Raw genomic sequence first — 13,633 nt, 5'->3', positions numbered from 1 at the left:
CCCCCAGACCGGCCCAGCCGCTGGCGGCTGTGCGTTCGGGCGCTTGCGAAGCAGTGCTTCGCAAGCAAAGCGCCCTCACCCTTGGGGGCTTGGCCGCGGCATCCATGCCGCGGACACCCCCGCAACCGGACCCACCCCGCCTTCGACAGGTTCCCGCTGCTGTTGGTGGGTGCTGACCGTTGGTCGGCACGCGGCTGTTGGTAGGTGCTGACCGTTGGTCGGCACATGTATCAGGTCCGTTGGGAATCGCTCGTTGCGTGCTCGAACAATTCGCCCTGCACCACGGCTTCCTTTTCGCGGAAACCGCCGAGGCCGACGCCGACCAGCCGATAGCGGGTGTCGGCGGGCAGGTCGACGCGGGCGCGCAGGGCCAGTGCGATGTCGCGCAGTTCTTCCATCGATTCCGGCGGGCGTTCGGGGGTGAAGCTACGGGTGAGGATGCGGAACTGCGCGGTCTTCAGTTTCAGCACCACGGTGTGGCCGATGCGTTCGGTCTTGCGCGTGGCCTGCCAGGTCTTCCCGGCCAGCTGCACGATCGCCTCGCTCAGGTCTTCCAGCAGCAGGTCCTCGGCGAAGGTGTCCTCCGAAGAGATCGACTGCACCTGCTGGTCAGGCTCCACCGGCCGCTCGTCGACACCACGTGCGCGGTTGTACAGGCTGCGGCCGAAGCTGCCGAAGGCGTCTTCCAGGTCCGGCAGCGTCCATTGCCGCAGGTCGCCGCAGGTGACGATGCCGCGCGCCGCCAGCTTGCCTTCCATCACCTTGCCAACGCCGGGCACGCGGTTCACCGGCAGCGGCAGCAGGAATGCGTCCACCCGCTGTGGCGGAATCACGAACTGGCCGTCGGGCTTGCGCCAGTCCGAGGCGATCTTGGCCAGGAACTTGTTCGGCGCGATCCCGGCCGAAGCGGTCAGGTTGGTTTCCTCGCGGATCTGCGCGCGGATGGTGCGGGCGATGTCGGTGGCCAGTTCGATGCCACTCTTCGGCTCGGTTACGTCCAGGTAGGCCTCGTCCAAGGACAGCGGCTCGACCAGGTCGGTATGGCGCAGGAAGATCTCGCGCACGTGGCGCGACACCGCCTTGTAACGCGCGAAGTCCGGCGGCACGAAGACCGCGTCCGGGCACAGGCGCTCGGCGCGCAGTGCCGGCATCGCCGAACGCACGCCGAACACGCGCGCCTCGTACGAAGCGGCACACACCACTGAACGCGCACCGCGCCATGCCACCACCACCGGCTTGCCGCGCAGTGACGGATCGTCACGCTGCTCCACCGACGCGTAGAAGGCGTCCATGTCGACGTGGATGATCTTGCGCAGTGCGTTCATGGTTGGCCCACATGATACCCGCACCGTACCGGTCCAGACGCCGAAGTATGGTCGTTGTGCATCAACGGGATGCGTGGTTTCAGCTGAAAACACTACGCACGCGTACGGAGACGCGGTTTGATATCCGCCTGATCCGTCGTGCATCCTCGGGAACTCGTTGCCTTGTTTTCGCTTCCAGGATTGCGCTTTCCATGACTCGTCTCCACGCGTTCAACCGCGACCAGCTGCTGGCCAGCGCACGCGGTGAACTGTTCGGCGCTGCCGCCGGCCGGTTGCCCAACGACCCGATGCTGATGTTCGACCGCATCACCGAAATCCGCGAGGACGGCGGTCCGCATGGCAAGGGCATGGTACGCGCCGAACTGGATATCCGCCCGGACCTGTGGTTCTTCGGCTGCCACTTCATCGGCGACCCGGTGATGCCCGGCTGCCTGGGCCTGGATGCCATGTGGCAGCTGACCGGCTTCTTCCTGACCTGGCTGGGTGCCCCCGGCAAGGGCCGCGCCCTGGGCTGCGGCGAAGTGAAGTTCACCGGCCAGGTGCTGCCTGATGCCAAGCTGGTGCGCTACGAGATCGACATCAGCCGCGTCATCAACCGCAAGCTGGTGATGGCCCAGTCCGACGCACGCATGTACGTGGACGACCGCGAGATCTACAACGCCCGCGACCTGCGCGTGGGCCTGTTCACCGAAACCGGGAGCTTCTGATGCGTCGCGTCGTCATCACCGGCATGGGCATCACGTCCTGCCTCGGCAATGATCTGGATACCGTTTCGGCCGCCCTGCGTGAAAGCCGCGCCGGCATCACCGCGCTGGCCGACCACGCCGAAGCCGGCCTGCGCAGCCAGGTCGGCGGTCGCGTCGACCTCGATCTGGATGCGCTGATCGACCGCAAGCAGAAGCGCTTCATGAGCGATGCCGCTGCCTTCGCCTACCTGGCGATGGCCGATGCCATCACCGATGCGGGCCTGACCCCGGAACAGGTCAGCGGCCTGCGCACCGGCCTGATCGCCGGTTCCGGCGGTGGCTCCAGCGAATGGCAGGTGGGTGCGGTGGATCTGCTGCGCAGCCGTGGCGTGCGCAAGGTGGGTCCGTACATGGTGCCGCGCACGATGTGCTCGACCGTGTCGGCCTGCCTGGCCACCGCATTCCAGATCAAGGGTGTCAGCTACTCGCTGTCGGCCGCCTGCGCGACCTCGGCGCACTGCATCGGTGCAGCTGCCGACCTCATCCGCCACGGCGCGCAGGACATCATGTTCGCCGGCGGCGGTGAAGACCTGCACTGGTCGATGAGCGTGATGTTCGATGCGATGGGCGCACTGTCCACCAGCTTCAACGACACCCCCGCCAGCGCCTCGCGCCCGTATGACAAGGACCGCGATGGCTTCGTCATCGCCGGCGGTGGCGGCATGCTGGTGCTGGAGGACTACGACCACGCGGTGGCACGTGGCGCGCACATCCATGCCGAGCTGATCGGCTATGGCGTGACCTCCGATGGCGCCGACATGGTCGCGCCGTCCGGCGAAGGCGCCGTGCGCTGCATGAAGATGGCGCTGCAGAACGTGGACCGTCCGCTGGATTACCTCAACACCCACGGCACCTCGACCCCGCTGGGCGATGTGACCGAGCTGGGTGCGATCCGCGAGGTGTTCGGCGATGCGATTCCGCCGCTGTCCTCGACCAAGGCGCTGTCGGGCCATTCGCTGGGCGCCGCCAGCGTGCATGAAGCGATCTACTGCCTGCTGATGATGCGCGATGGCTTCGTGGCCGGCTCGGCCAACATCGGCGAGCTGGACCCGAGGGTGGAAGGCTTCCCGATCCTGCGCGAAAGCCGCGAGCAGAAGCTGGACACGGTGATGTCCAACAGCTTCGGCTTCGGTGGCACCAACGCGGCGCTGGTGTTCGGCAGGGTGTGATCTGAAAGCGTGCCAACCAAGGTTGGCACCTACCAGAGCGGTAGCACCGGGCCATGCCCGGCGAGAGCAGTGAAGCGTGCCGACCAACGGTCGGCACCCACCAGCTTCAAGGTGACACCCACCAGAGCGGTAGCGCCGGGCCATGCCCGGCGAGAGCGGTGAAGCGTGCCGGCCAACGGTCGACACCCACCATCCCCCACCGTTACCTCGGCAGCAGCGGCAGCAGCAAGGCGTGCGCGTCCACCAGCGAGCCGACGATGCGGTGGCCGAGCGCGCGCAGTTCTTCATCGGGATGCACCAGATCCGGTACCTGGATCACGGTCATGCCGGCGGCCAGCGCGGCACGGGTTCCCGCCGGCGAATCCTCCAGCGCCAGGCAACGTTCCGGCGCCTGTCCCAGCCGCTGCGCGGCCAGCAGGTAGATGTCCGGCGCCGGCTTCGGCCGCGCCACATCGCCACTGGTGATCACCGCATCGAAGTATGGCAGCAGCCCGGCTGCAGCCAGCTTGCGGTTGGCCCGCGGCTGCCGCGTAGTGGTCGCCACCGCGCGCGGCACCGCATGCGCCTTCAGCAGCTCCAGCAGTTCCAGGATGCCCGGCCGCAGCGGCAGCCCGGTCTGCGTGCGCTCCTCGTACAGATCATGGCAACGCGCGGCCATGGCCTCGATCATGCTGTCTTCGATGCCCTGCTGGCGCAGCAGCGCCTGGCTGTCGCGGTCGCCAAGGCCGACCATGCGCACGAAGAAGCTGGCATCCAGGGGCAGGCCGAATTCCTCCGCCGCCTCGCTCCAGCATGCAAGCGACACACGCTCGCTGTCGATCATCAAGCCGTCCATGTCGAAGATGACGGCGTCGGGCAGGAACGGCAGCGCAGCGATGGAGGTCATGGAGCGAACAACGTATCCAGATCGGTGGAGGTCAGCAGCCGCCATTGCCCTTCGGCCAGTCCCTGCAGGTCCAGGCCACCAACACGGCTGCGATGCAGTGCCTGCACATGGTTGCCTGCGGCAGCGAACATGCGGCGTACCTGATGGTAGCGGCCTTCGTGCAGTACCAGGCGCGCCTTGCGCGGCCCGAGCACCTGCAGTTCAGCCGGCAGCAGGGGCGTCTTCTCCGCTTCCAGCATCAGCGTGCCGCTGGCAAACAGCGCCACCTCGTCACCACGCAGGTCTTCGGCCAGCTCCACTTCGTAGACCTTGGGCAGCTTCGACTTCGGCGAAATGATCCGATGCAGCAGGTTGCCGTCGTCGGTCAGCAGCAACAGGCCGCTGGTCTCACGGTCCAGACGGCCGACAGTGGACAGCACCGGGTCGCGGTCGCGGAAGCGCGGCGGCAGCAGGTCGTAGATCAGGCGGCCCTTGTCCTTGGTCGAACAGGTGTAGCCAGCCGGCTTGTACATCGCCAGCGACAGGCCCACCGGCGGGTCCAGTGGCTCGCCGTCGACCCGCACCGCTTCATGCGGCACCTGGTCGTCGGCGTACAGCACCTCGCCGTCGGCGTCGGTGACGCGGCCTTCGCGGAACATCCACTGCACCTGCTTGCGGCTGCCGTAGCCGAGGTTGGCGATGTGCTTGACCAGCTTCACCGGCCCTTCCCCTTGCCCTTCACCGCTTCGACCAGCTTGAAGCCATCGCGCTCGGCAACCACGCGCACCGCGCCGAAGCTCTCGTTGAGCGTGTACTCGTAGGGCAGGTGGCGGTTGGCCACCACGTACAGGCGCCCACCCGGGCGCAGCGCCTGCGCGGCCACGGCGATGAAGCGCTGGCCGATGTCCGGGCGATCCGCACGCGAGGGCGTGTGGAACGGCGGGTTGCTGATGATGACGTCGTAGTCCGGCTCGATACCGGCGGTGACGTCGCGCCACAGGAAGCGCAGCGGCACGGGGCGCGGTGGCGGTGCCAGATTGAGTTCGGCCAGGTCCAGCGCGCGCTTCTCGGCCTCGTACAGGTCCAGCGCGGTGATCTTCGGGCAGCGCTCCAGCAGTTCACGCGACAGGTAGCCGTAACCGGCACCGAGGTCAGCTGCACGCCCGGCCAGGTCGGCCGGCAGATGCTCGGCCAGCAGGGCCGACGCCGGGTCGATGCGGTCCCAGGCGAACACGCCCGGACGGCTGAGGAAACGGCCGCCGACGATCGGCCGCACTGCGTCCAGCGCGCCCCAGCGCTTGGCTACGTCCACATCGTGCTGGCCCTGCAGCGGAGCGGTCCAGAACACGCGGCAGTGGTTCTTGGTCAGGCTGCCGCCGAGGCCAGCCAGCTGCTTGAGGTCGCCTTCGCCGGAGCGGGCACCTTCGTTGTTGTGCTGGCAGGCCACGATGCGGCCACCCTCGGCGACCAGCGCCAGGGCGCGGGCGAACAGCGCGCGGGCTTCCTCGCGCTGGCGCGGCGGCAGCACCAGCACCAGCGGGTAACGGCCGCGGCCGGCAACATCATCCAGCTGCCCGCTGACGGTCCAGCCAGCGGCCTGCTGCAGCGGCTGCGCGAACGGGGCGAAGCTCTGTTCGCAGTCGACTTCGCGGCCGCCGGCCTGCTCGCGCAGTGGCCAGCCGTCACGGGCGCGCAGGAAGGCCACCGGGCCCTCCGGCCAGCGCAGGGCGCCGCTGGAGAACGGCAGGAACAGGGTCTGCAGGGGGGCGTCGTCGCTGGATGCCATCGGCGCGGGTACTGGAAGCGTGAGGGCCGTCCATTGTACCGGCTTGTCCGCCCCGGCCCGGCCCCGGCCACCGCTTTGCGAAACTTCAACGTTGCCTTGATGCCGCAGCAACATGCCAGCGTTCAGGGTAGAAGCTCCCCCGCAACCCCTGGAGATCCTGCATGCGTGCCTTGTTCGTCGGAGGTGTCGTCGACAACAGTGAAATGGACCTGGAAGGCAGCCATCCCCCCGTGCATTACCCGGAGGACACCGGCGGCGGCCATTCCCGCTACCGCCTGCACCAGGTTGGCCACGGCGCCGATGGCAGCGTGGCCTACGCCGTCTATGGCGCGCCGGATCTGGCAGACGATGAAGTGACCCGGGTAGCCGAGGAGCGCGCGTATGCGCGCAGGTTCGAAGCGACGGCAACGCTGTTCGAACATTGACCACCGCAGCCACGCATGGCGTGGCTCTACTGTTCGAATGACCATCGCAGCCACGCTTGGCGTGGCGTGGCTCTACAGTAGATCCACGCCATGCGTGGATGCAGCCATCTGCACTTGCCGTCAGAGCCTCGGCGGCAACCTGCGGATGCTGGCGATTTCATCCAGCCACACGTGATGCTGCTGCACCGGCGCATCAAGATCGTCCAGCCGCAGCTGGCCATTGCTGCCTTCGTCGCCGGCGTCGTTGCGGTACTGCTGCAGCGTCGGCTGCACCGCAACCGTGCCCAGCAGGCGTCGGCCATCGTGCAGGGTCAGCTGCACCTCGGTTTCCCCCTGCAACTGCGGCAACAGGGCTTCCAGGCGCGCGATCTGCGCGGAATCAGTATGGATACGGGGAGCAATACGGGACATCGGCAACCTCCTGAACTGCAGGGTCGCCGATTGTCCGTGAATGCTCAGTGCAGCAGGCTGTCCCCGCGCGTGGCCTGCACGCGCCGCACCACACCCACCAGCTGGGCCACCGAATACGGCTTGGCCACATGCTCCTGGAAGCCCGAGGCCAACGCACGGCGACGGTCATCGGCACGCGCCAGCGCAGTCACCGCTACCGCAGGCAGCGCTGCCGCATCCACGCCCAAGTCCTGCCGCAACGTGCTTACCAGGCCATAGCCATCCATGCCCGGCATGCCGATGTCGGTCAGCAGCACCTGGTACTGCAGGTGGCCATTGTCGGCCAGCAGCGCCAGCGCTTCGCCCGCCGAACTGGCGGCGGACACGCTCGCGCCCTGCTCTTCCAGCATGCGCCGCAGGTACTCCAGCACTTCAGGCTGGTCTTCCACCGCCAGCACATGCAGGCCGCGCAGCGGGTACGGCTCGACCACCATCGGTTCCAGGATAGGACCGCTGACGACCTCACGCAGCGGACGCCGTTCGGCATCCGGCAGATGCTGCGGCAGGCGCACGGTGAAGGTGGAGCCGTGACCGTGGCCATCGCTGGCCGCGCTGACCGAACCGCCGTGCAACTCGACCAGCTGCTGCACGATGGCCAGGCCCAAGCCCAGACCGCCATGGCGGCGGGTGGTGGTGCCGTCGGCCTGGCGGAAGCGGCTGAACAGATGGTTCAGGAACTCCGGCGCGATGCCGTCGCCGGTATCGCGCACGGTGATCGTCCAATAGTTGCCATCGGCCTGCAGCTGCACGTCGATGCGGCCTTCGGCCGGGGTGAACTTGATCGCGTTGGACAACAGGTTCCAGAACACCTGCTGCAGCCGGGTGGCATCGCCCAGCACCTGGCAGGGCTGTGCCGGCAGCTGCAGGGTGACGTCCAGCGCCTTGCCCTCGGCCACCAGCTCCTGTGCGCCCATCGCTTCGTTCAACTGGTCGCGCAGGTCCAGCACTTCCACTTCCAGCTGCACCTTGCCCAGCAGCATGCTGCTGAGGTCGAGCATGTCCGAGATCAACCGCTTCTGCGCGGTCGCGCTGTTGGCGATCACGCCCAGGCCCTTGTACAGCGGGCTGGTGGAATCGACGCGCTGCAGCAGCAGTTCACTCCAGCCCAGGATCGTGGTCAGCGGCGTGCGCAGCTCGTGCGACAGCGTGGCCAGGAACTCATCCTTCAGCCGCGCCATGTTTTCGGCCGCACTGCGCGCGGCACGCTCGGACTGCAGCAGTTCCTCGCGCGCCAGTTCGATCTCGCGGCGCTCGGTGACATCCGGGCTGCTGCCGGCCAGGCCGATGAAACGGCCCATCCGCGAGAAGCGCGGACGTGCGTTCATTTCCAGCCAGCGCCACTGCCCATCGGCACGACGCGCACGCACCAACGCATGCATCGAACGCTGCGCCTTCAGTGCTTCCTGCAGTTCGTATTCAAATACCGACGCATCGTCGGGATGCACCAGGCCGCGCCAGACATCTTCGGGCACCCGGTTCTCGTCGCCGCCGAAGAACTCGCTGAAGGCACTGTTGACGAAGCGGGCGTGGCCGCGCTCGTCCAGTACCCACACCGGCATCGGCAGACCATCGGCCAACGCACTGAAACGGGCCTCGCTCTCGCCCAGTTCCACTTCCATCTGCTTGCGCGCGGTCACGTCGAAGAACAGGATGCCGACCTTGTCCTCGCCCGGCTGGCCAACCCGAACGGCATCCACGGCGAACGTGCGCCCCAGGGCACGGGCATCCATTTCGAACTGGGCCGGTCGCCCGGTCCGCGCCACTTCGCCGTAGATCCGGAACCAGTCACCTTCGTGATGGGGCTCCAGCGTGCTCATGCGCTTGCCACAGGCATCCTTCAGCCCGGTATGGCGCTCGAAGGCATCGTTGACCTCGAGGAAGCGGTAGTCGATCGCCTCGTCGCCATCGAACAGCACCTGGATCACACAGAAACCTGCGTGGATGCGCTCAAGCACGCCATGGTGCAGGTCGGTTTCGGGCGTCGGCACCATCAAGGGTGAGCGCTCCACGAGGGGCGGCAGTGTGGACAAGGGCGTGGGAGGAAAAGACCGGATGGAGGTACAGCATCTTCCAGAGTGCGTATTCACAGCGTCAAGCGCCGTCAGTCACGGTTGACGACCATGAATTGGCGGCAACTGTTGACGCATTTGACGCTACTGGCCATTGCTGCGGCCGCGCGGCGGGATCACACTCGATCCGAGATCATCATCATCCTCCCCGCTTCGGGGACGCAGGAGACCGCCATGAAAGGTTCGCTTTCAACCGCCCTGCTGCTGGCCGGCATGCTTGCCGTGGGCAGCGTGGCCGCCGCGCCGCGGACGGTAACCGCGCCCGATGCGCCGCGCGCACTACAGGCCGACGGCCCGGTCAGCGTGCAGTGGAATGATCCGGCCAAGTTCACCGAGATCCGCCAGAGCACCAACCGCTTCGAGGCCGAACGCGGGGACTGGGTGCAGCAGCTGGCACGCTACGTGCAGACCAGCGCCGCCAAGCCCCTGCAGGCCGGGCAGACGCTGGAGGTAACCCTGGTGGACGTCAAGCGCGCAGGCGACTACGAGCCCTGGCACGGCCCGCGTGGCCGCGACATCCGGATCATGCGCGACATCTACCCACCGCGGATCACCCTGCAGTACACGCTGAAGGACGCCAGCGGGCGCATCATCGATGAAGGCGACGCCCGCCTGAGCGACAGCGGCTACCTGCACAACATCGGCCTGAAGAGCGATACCGATCCGCTGCGCTATGAAAAGCGCCTGATCGATGACTGGGTGAAGCGCCAGCTGACCTCACGCGTTACCGCTGCCCGGTAGGTGTCGACCTTGGTCGACACGCAGCCACAGCGCCGACCAGGGTTTGATCCGATCCGGTAGGTGTTGACCTTGGTCGACACGCATTCACAGCGCCGACCAAGGTCGGCAGCTACCAGAGCCGTGCGCAGCGCTGATCCGATCCGGTAGGTGTCGACCTTGGTCGACACGCAGCCACAGCGCCGACCAAGGTCGGCAGCTACCAGAGCCGTGTGCAGCGCTGATCCGATCCGGTAGGTGTCGACCTTGGTCGACACGCATTCACAGCGCCGACCAAGGTCGGCAGCTACCAGAGCCGGTCAGTCCTGGTAGACGCGTGCCACGCGCTTGACGCCGCACGGCAGCTGGTAGGCACTGACACCGCAGCGCGGCGCCAGCTCGGACAGGGTCGGCGCCGTACCCCACAGTTCCACCACGCTGCCGACACCGGCCTGCGCATGCGCGGTCAGGTCCACGGTCAGCATGTCCATCGACACGCGGCCGATCAGCCCACCGGGTTGGCCATCGATCAGCACCGGCGTGCCATTGGGGGCGAACTGCGGATAACCGTCGGCATAGCCCAGTGCGACCACGCCCACGCGTGTGCGCGCCTTGGCCACGAAGCGCGCACCGTAGCCGACCGGCTCGCCGGCTTCGATCCAGCGCTCGGCGAACACCTTGGACTGCATCGTCATCACCGGGCGCAGGCGCGCGGTGAGTTCACTGTTGTCCGGCAGCGGATTGGCGCCGTACAGCATCAGGCCCGGGCGCACCCAGTCACTGCGCACGTCCGGCCAGCCCAGCAGCGCCGGCGAGTTGCAGATGCTGGTCTCGCCTTCAAGACCATCGATGGCCTCGACGAAGGTCGCGGCCTGCTCTCGGGTACGCTCGCTGTCCAGTTCATCGGCGCGTGCCAGGTGGGTCATCATCACGATGCGCGCCACCTGCGGCAGTGCAGACAAACGCGCGTGCGCGGCGCGGAATCCGGGAACGTCCAGGCCCAGCCGGTGCATGCCGCTGTCCAGCTTCAGCCACACCGTCAGCGGCCGCGGGCTGTCGAACGCGACCAGCGCTTCCAGCTGCCACGGCGAACCGACCGAGAACCACAGGTCATGCTCGGCCACCAGCGCCATTTCGCTGGGCTCGAAGATGCCTTCCAGCAGCAGGATCGGCGCACGGATGCCGGCCTGGCGCAGCTCCAGCGCTTCTTCGATGGTGGCCATGCCAAAGCCGTCGGCCTCGCCTTCCAGTGCCTGCGCACAACGCACCGCACCGTGGCCATAGGCATCGGCCTTGAGGATCGCCAGCGCCTTGCCACCGCCCAGTTCACGGGCCAGGCGATAGTTGCTGCGCAGTGCGCCCAGGTCGATCAGCGCGCGGGCAGGACGCATGTGCGGTTCTCATGTTGCGGGGCGTGGCGATACTGGCCGTAGCGGAAGATATCCAGGCCTTCGGTGCTGATCTGCGGCTGGCGCGCGCTCATCAGGTCGGCCAGGTAGCGGCCCGAGCCGCAGGCCATGGTCCAACCCAGCGTGCCGTGGCCGGTGTTGAGGAACAGGTTGCGGAACGGCGTGGCGCCGATCACCGGCGTGCCATCCGGCGTGGCCGGGCGCAGGCCGGTCCAGAACTCGGCCTTGGCCAGGTCACCGCCCTTCGGGTACAGGTCGCGCACCACCAGCTCCAGCGTCTCGCGGCGGCGCGGCGACAGCGACAGGTCGAAACCGGCCACCTCGGCCATGCCACCGACGCGGATGCGGTTGTCGAAGCGGGTCACCGCCACCTTGTAGCTCTCATCGAGGATGGTCGAGGTGGGCGCCATCGCCGGGTCGGTGATCGGCAGGGTCAGCGAATAGCCCTTCAGCGGATACACCGGCAGGCGCATGCCCAGCGGCGCGACCAGTCCCGGCGAATAGCTGCCCAGTGCGACCACGAAGCGGTCCGCGGTTTCCAGCTTGCCGCCAATGCGCACGCCGGTGATGCGGTCGCCGTCGGATTCCACGCCGGTGATGTCCTGGTCGTAACGGAACTCGACCCCCGCTTCGGCCGCCATCTGCGCCAGGCGGCGGGTGAACAGCTGGCAATCGCCGGTCTGGTCGCGCGGCAGGCGCAGCGCACCCACCAGGCCATCGACGTGGGCCAGCGCAGGCTCGGCCTTGATGATGCCGGCGCGATCCAGCACTTCGTACGGCACACCGTACTGGGCCAGGATCTCGATGTCCTGCGCCGATGCATCCAGCTGCTGCTGGGTGCGGAACAGCTGGGTGGTGCCCAGGTCGCGCCCTTCGAAATCGATACCGGTCTGCGCACGCAGCTCATTCAGGCAGTCGCGGCTGTACTCGGACATGCGCACCATGCGCGCCTTGTTGATCGCGTAGCGCTCGTGGGTGCAGTTGCGCAGCATCTGCCACAGCCAGCGGTACTGGGCCAGGTCCATGCCCGGCTTGATCGCCAGCGGTGCGTGCTTTTCGAACAGCCAGCCGATGGCCTTCTTCGGCACGCCCGGGGCAGCCCACGGCGAGGTGTAGCCGAATGACAGCTGGCCGGCATTGGCGAAGCTGGTTTCCAGCGCGGGACCGGGCTGGCGGTCGACGACCGTGACTTCAAACCCGGCCTGTCGCAGGTACCAGGCACTGGTGGTGCCGATCACGCCGCTGCCGAGGACTAGGACTCGCATGGGAATTCTCCAACCCGATCATTCCCTGCATTTGCGTGCGCAGGGGCCATAATCGGGGAAGTATATTCTTCCGTATCCAGATGATTTGCCTGATTTCAGCAATGCAGTCAGGATATTTCCCTGTGATTCATTCCCCGAGCTTGACGCCCATGGCCACCCGTCCCCGCGAGCTGGACAAGATCGACCGCAAGATCCTGCGCATCCTGCAGGCCGAAGGCCGCATTTCCTTCACCGAGCTGGGCGAACGGGTCGGCCTGTCGACCACCCCGTGCACCGAGCGTGTGCGCCGGCTGGAGCGCGAAGCGGTGATCACCGGCTACCACGCGCACCTGGACCCCAGCGCGCTGAAAGCGAGCCTGCTGGTGTTCGTGGAGATCAGCCTGGCCTACAAATCCAGCGACATCTTCGAGGAATTCCGGCGTTCGGCGCTGAAGCTGCCCAACGTGCTGGAATGCCATCTGGTGTCGGGCGATTTCGATTACCTGCTGAAGGCACGGATCAGCGAGATGGCGTCCTATCGCAAGCTGCTCGGCAGCACCCTGCTGACCCTGCCACATGTGCGTGAGTCGAAGAGCTACATCGTGATGGAAGAGGTCAAGGAGACCTGGGCGCTGCCGATTCCGGATTGAACCGACCGGCGGCAGCGGGACCAGACCCCGCAACGCGGGCTCTGGTCCCCTGGCTGCATCAGCGCTGCTGCGGGTTCTTCATGGAACCTTGTTGCGGATTCTTCTTCTGCTGCTCGTTCGGCTGCTGTTGCTGTTGCTGCTGGCGTTGCTGTTCCTGCGGTGTTTTGCCCTGCTGTTCCTTGCCGGGATGACGGTTCTGCTGGTTGGCCATGATCGTATTCCAAGGGGACGAGGGAAGCGCGACGACAGGGATGCCGGCGCAGGTCCACCGTGGTCCTGGTGCGGTTAATCGCAGGCGAAAAACGGGTGATGCGGGGTGTACAGGGCGGGGGCTGTTTTCCGGCGTTCATGTAGGTGGCGGGTTTCCTGCCAACGGCTGAGCCCCTCGTGGCTGCGCATGCTTCCAGCATTGCGGGTGAGGCCGGGTGGGTGGGCTGTGCAGGGGACGCCGTGAATCCCCAGACCGGCCCAGCCGCTAGCGGCTGTGCGTTCGGGCGCTTGCGAAGCAGTGCTTCGCAAGCAAAGCGCCCTCACCCCTGTAGGCTCGGCGCGCCTTGCTCGTGTGCGCTGTCCTGCGCACACGGCAAGACCGGGGTTGGGCGTCCTGCCCAATCCGCCCGAGGCATGCCTCGGGCCCATGGCGCTTGCGCCCCTGCACAGCCCACCCGCCCGGCCTTGGACAGGTTCATGCGGGCGCCAGCCACGGAAAAAGAAAAAGAAAAAGAGCGACAGCGGGTCGCTGCGCGCTCTTTGGGTTGCGCGATTGGTTGCGGGCGCT

General features: G+C 67.0%; 14 protein-coding genes. 5 read left to right on the top strand and 9 right to left on the bottom strand.

The window, feature by feature from the left end:
• Positions 1–230: 230 nt before the first annotated feature.
• A complete protein-coding gene (dinB, locus tag AC1DCU_RS17035; RefSeq protein WP_282280040.1) occupies positions 231–1,325 on the bottom strand; it encodes a DNA polymerase IV in 1,095 nt (364 codons plus the stop codon).
• 191 nt (positions 1,326–1,516) lie between these two features.
• Here dinB and fabA point away from each other — a divergent pair, with 191 nt between their 5' ends.
• Positions 1,517–2,032: a 3-hydroxyacyl-[acyl-carrier-protein] dehydratase FabA gene (fabA, locus tag AC1DCU_RS17030; protein ID WP_025878420.1), complete on the top strand. Its 516-nt coding sequence runs from the start codon at positions 1,517–1,519 to the stop codon at positions 2,030–2,032.
• Entirely contained in the window at positions 2,032–3,240 is a 1,209-nt protein-coding gene (fabB, locus tag AC1DCU_RS17025) for a beta-ketoacyl-ACP synthase I (protein ID WP_025878419.1), read from the top strand. The genes fabA and fabB overlap by 1 nt, the downstream gene beginning before the upstream one ends.
• A gap of 202 nt (positions 3,241–3,442) precedes the next feature.
• Here fabB and AC1DCU_RS17020 read toward each other — a convergent pair whose 3' ends face one another.
• The 3 genes from AC1DCU_RS17020 to AC1DCU_RS17010 are packed head-to-tail and all read right to left on the bottom strand — an operon-like array spanning position 3,443 to position 5,891.
• Complete coding sequence (locus tag AC1DCU_RS17020) at positions 3,443–4,126, bottom strand: HAD family hydrolase (RefSeq protein WP_032976401.1); 684 nt, start codon at positions 4,124–4,126, stop codon at positions 3,443–3,445.
• A complete protein-coding gene (locus tag AC1DCU_RS17015; RefSeq protein ID WP_032976402.1) occupies positions 4,123–4,824 on the bottom strand; it encodes a pseudouridine synthase in 702 nt (233 codons plus the stop codon). Before AC1DCU_RS17015 ends, AC1DCU_RS17020 begins: the two co-directional genes overlap by 4 nt.
• Positions 4,821–5,891, bottom strand: a complete 1,071-nt coding sequence (locus AC1DCU_RS17010; RefSeq protein ID WP_025878416.1) for a class I SAM-dependent methyltransferase — start codon at positions 5,889–5,891, stop codon at positions 4,821–4,823. Before AC1DCU_RS17010 ends, AC1DCU_RS17015 begins: the two co-directional genes overlap by 4 nt.
• Positions 5,892–6,052: 161 nt before the next feature.
• On the opposite strand from AC1DCU_RS17010, the gene AC1DCU_RS17005 reads away from it, so the two are divergent.
• Complete coding sequence (locus AC1DCU_RS17005) at positions 6,053–6,316, top strand: hypothetical protein (protein WP_025878415.1); 264 nt, start codon at positions 6,053–6,055, stop codon at positions 6,314–6,316.
• A 120-nt stretch (positions 6,317–6,436) separates the two neighbouring features.
• On the opposite strand, the gene AC1DCU_RS17000 is transcribed toward AC1DCU_RS17005, so the two are convergent.
• Both AC1DCU_RS17000 and AC1DCU_RS16995 read right to left on the bottom strand, forming a co-directional pair.
• A complete protein-coding gene (locus tag AC1DCU_RS17000) occupies positions 6,437–6,727 on the bottom strand; it encodes a DUF3247 family protein (protein ID WP_025878414.1) in 291 nt (96 codons plus the stop codon).
• A gap of 44 nt (positions 6,728–6,771) precedes the next feature.
• The gene (locus tag AC1DCU_RS16995) at positions 6,772–8,757 is read right to left on the bottom strand and encodes a hybrid sensor histidine kinase/response regulator (protein WP_223483302.1); all 1,986 of its coding nucleotides are present in this window, start codon (positions 8,755–8,757) and stop codon (positions 6,772–6,774) included.
• Positions 8,758–9,009: 252 nt separating this feature from the next.
• On the opposite strand from AC1DCU_RS16995, the gene AC1DCU_RS16990 reads away from it, so the two are divergent.
• Positions 9,010–9,576 carry a DUF3016 domain-containing protein gene (locus AC1DCU_RS16990; protein ID WP_025878412.1) on the top strand — a complete coding sequence of 189 codons (567 nt, stop codon included), beginning with the start codon at positions 9,010–9,012 and terminating at the stop codon, positions 9,574–9,576.
• Positions 9,577–9,872: 296 nt separating this feature from the next.
• Here AC1DCU_RS16990 and alr read toward each other — a convergent pair whose 3' ends face one another.
• Positions 9,873–10,943 carry an alanine racemase gene (gene alr, locus AC1DCU_RS16985; RefSeq protein ID WP_282280036.1) on the bottom strand — a complete coding sequence of 357 codons (1,071 nt, stop codon included), beginning with the start codon at positions 10,941–10,943 and terminating at the stop codon, positions 9,873–9,875.
• Positions 10,922–12,226, bottom strand: coding sequence for a D-amino acid dehydrogenase (locus AC1DCU_RS16980; RefSeq protein WP_282280035.1), 1,305 nt, complete (start codon positions 12,224–12,226; stop codon positions 10,922–10,924). The genes alr and AC1DCU_RS16980 overlap by 22 nt, the downstream gene beginning before the upstream one ends.
• Before the next feature lie 149 nt (positions 12,227–12,375).
• On the opposite strand from AC1DCU_RS16980, the gene AC1DCU_RS16975 reads away from it, so the two are divergent.
• Positions 12,376–12,855 carry an AsnC family transcriptional regulator gene (locus AC1DCU_RS16975; protein ID WP_442251695.1) on the top strand — a complete coding sequence of 160 codons (480 nt, stop codon included), beginning with the start codon at positions 12,376–12,378 and terminating at the stop codon, positions 12,853–12,855.
• Between the two features lie 58 nt (positions 12,856–12,913).
• Here AC1DCU_RS16975 and AC1DCU_RS16970 read toward each other — a convergent pair whose 3' ends face one another.
• Positions 12,914–13,066: a hypothetical protein gene (locus tag AC1DCU_RS16970; RefSeq protein ID WP_025878408.1), complete on the bottom strand. Its 153-nt coding sequence runs from the start codon at positions 13,064–13,066 to the stop codon at positions 12,914–12,916.
• Positions 13,067–13,633: the final 567 nt, after the last annotated feature.

The organism is Stenotrophomonas sp. 10L48 (assembly GCF_056395105.1).
Note: the sequence above shows the minus strand (reverse complement) of the source record. Positions and strands in the feature narration are given on the sequence as shown.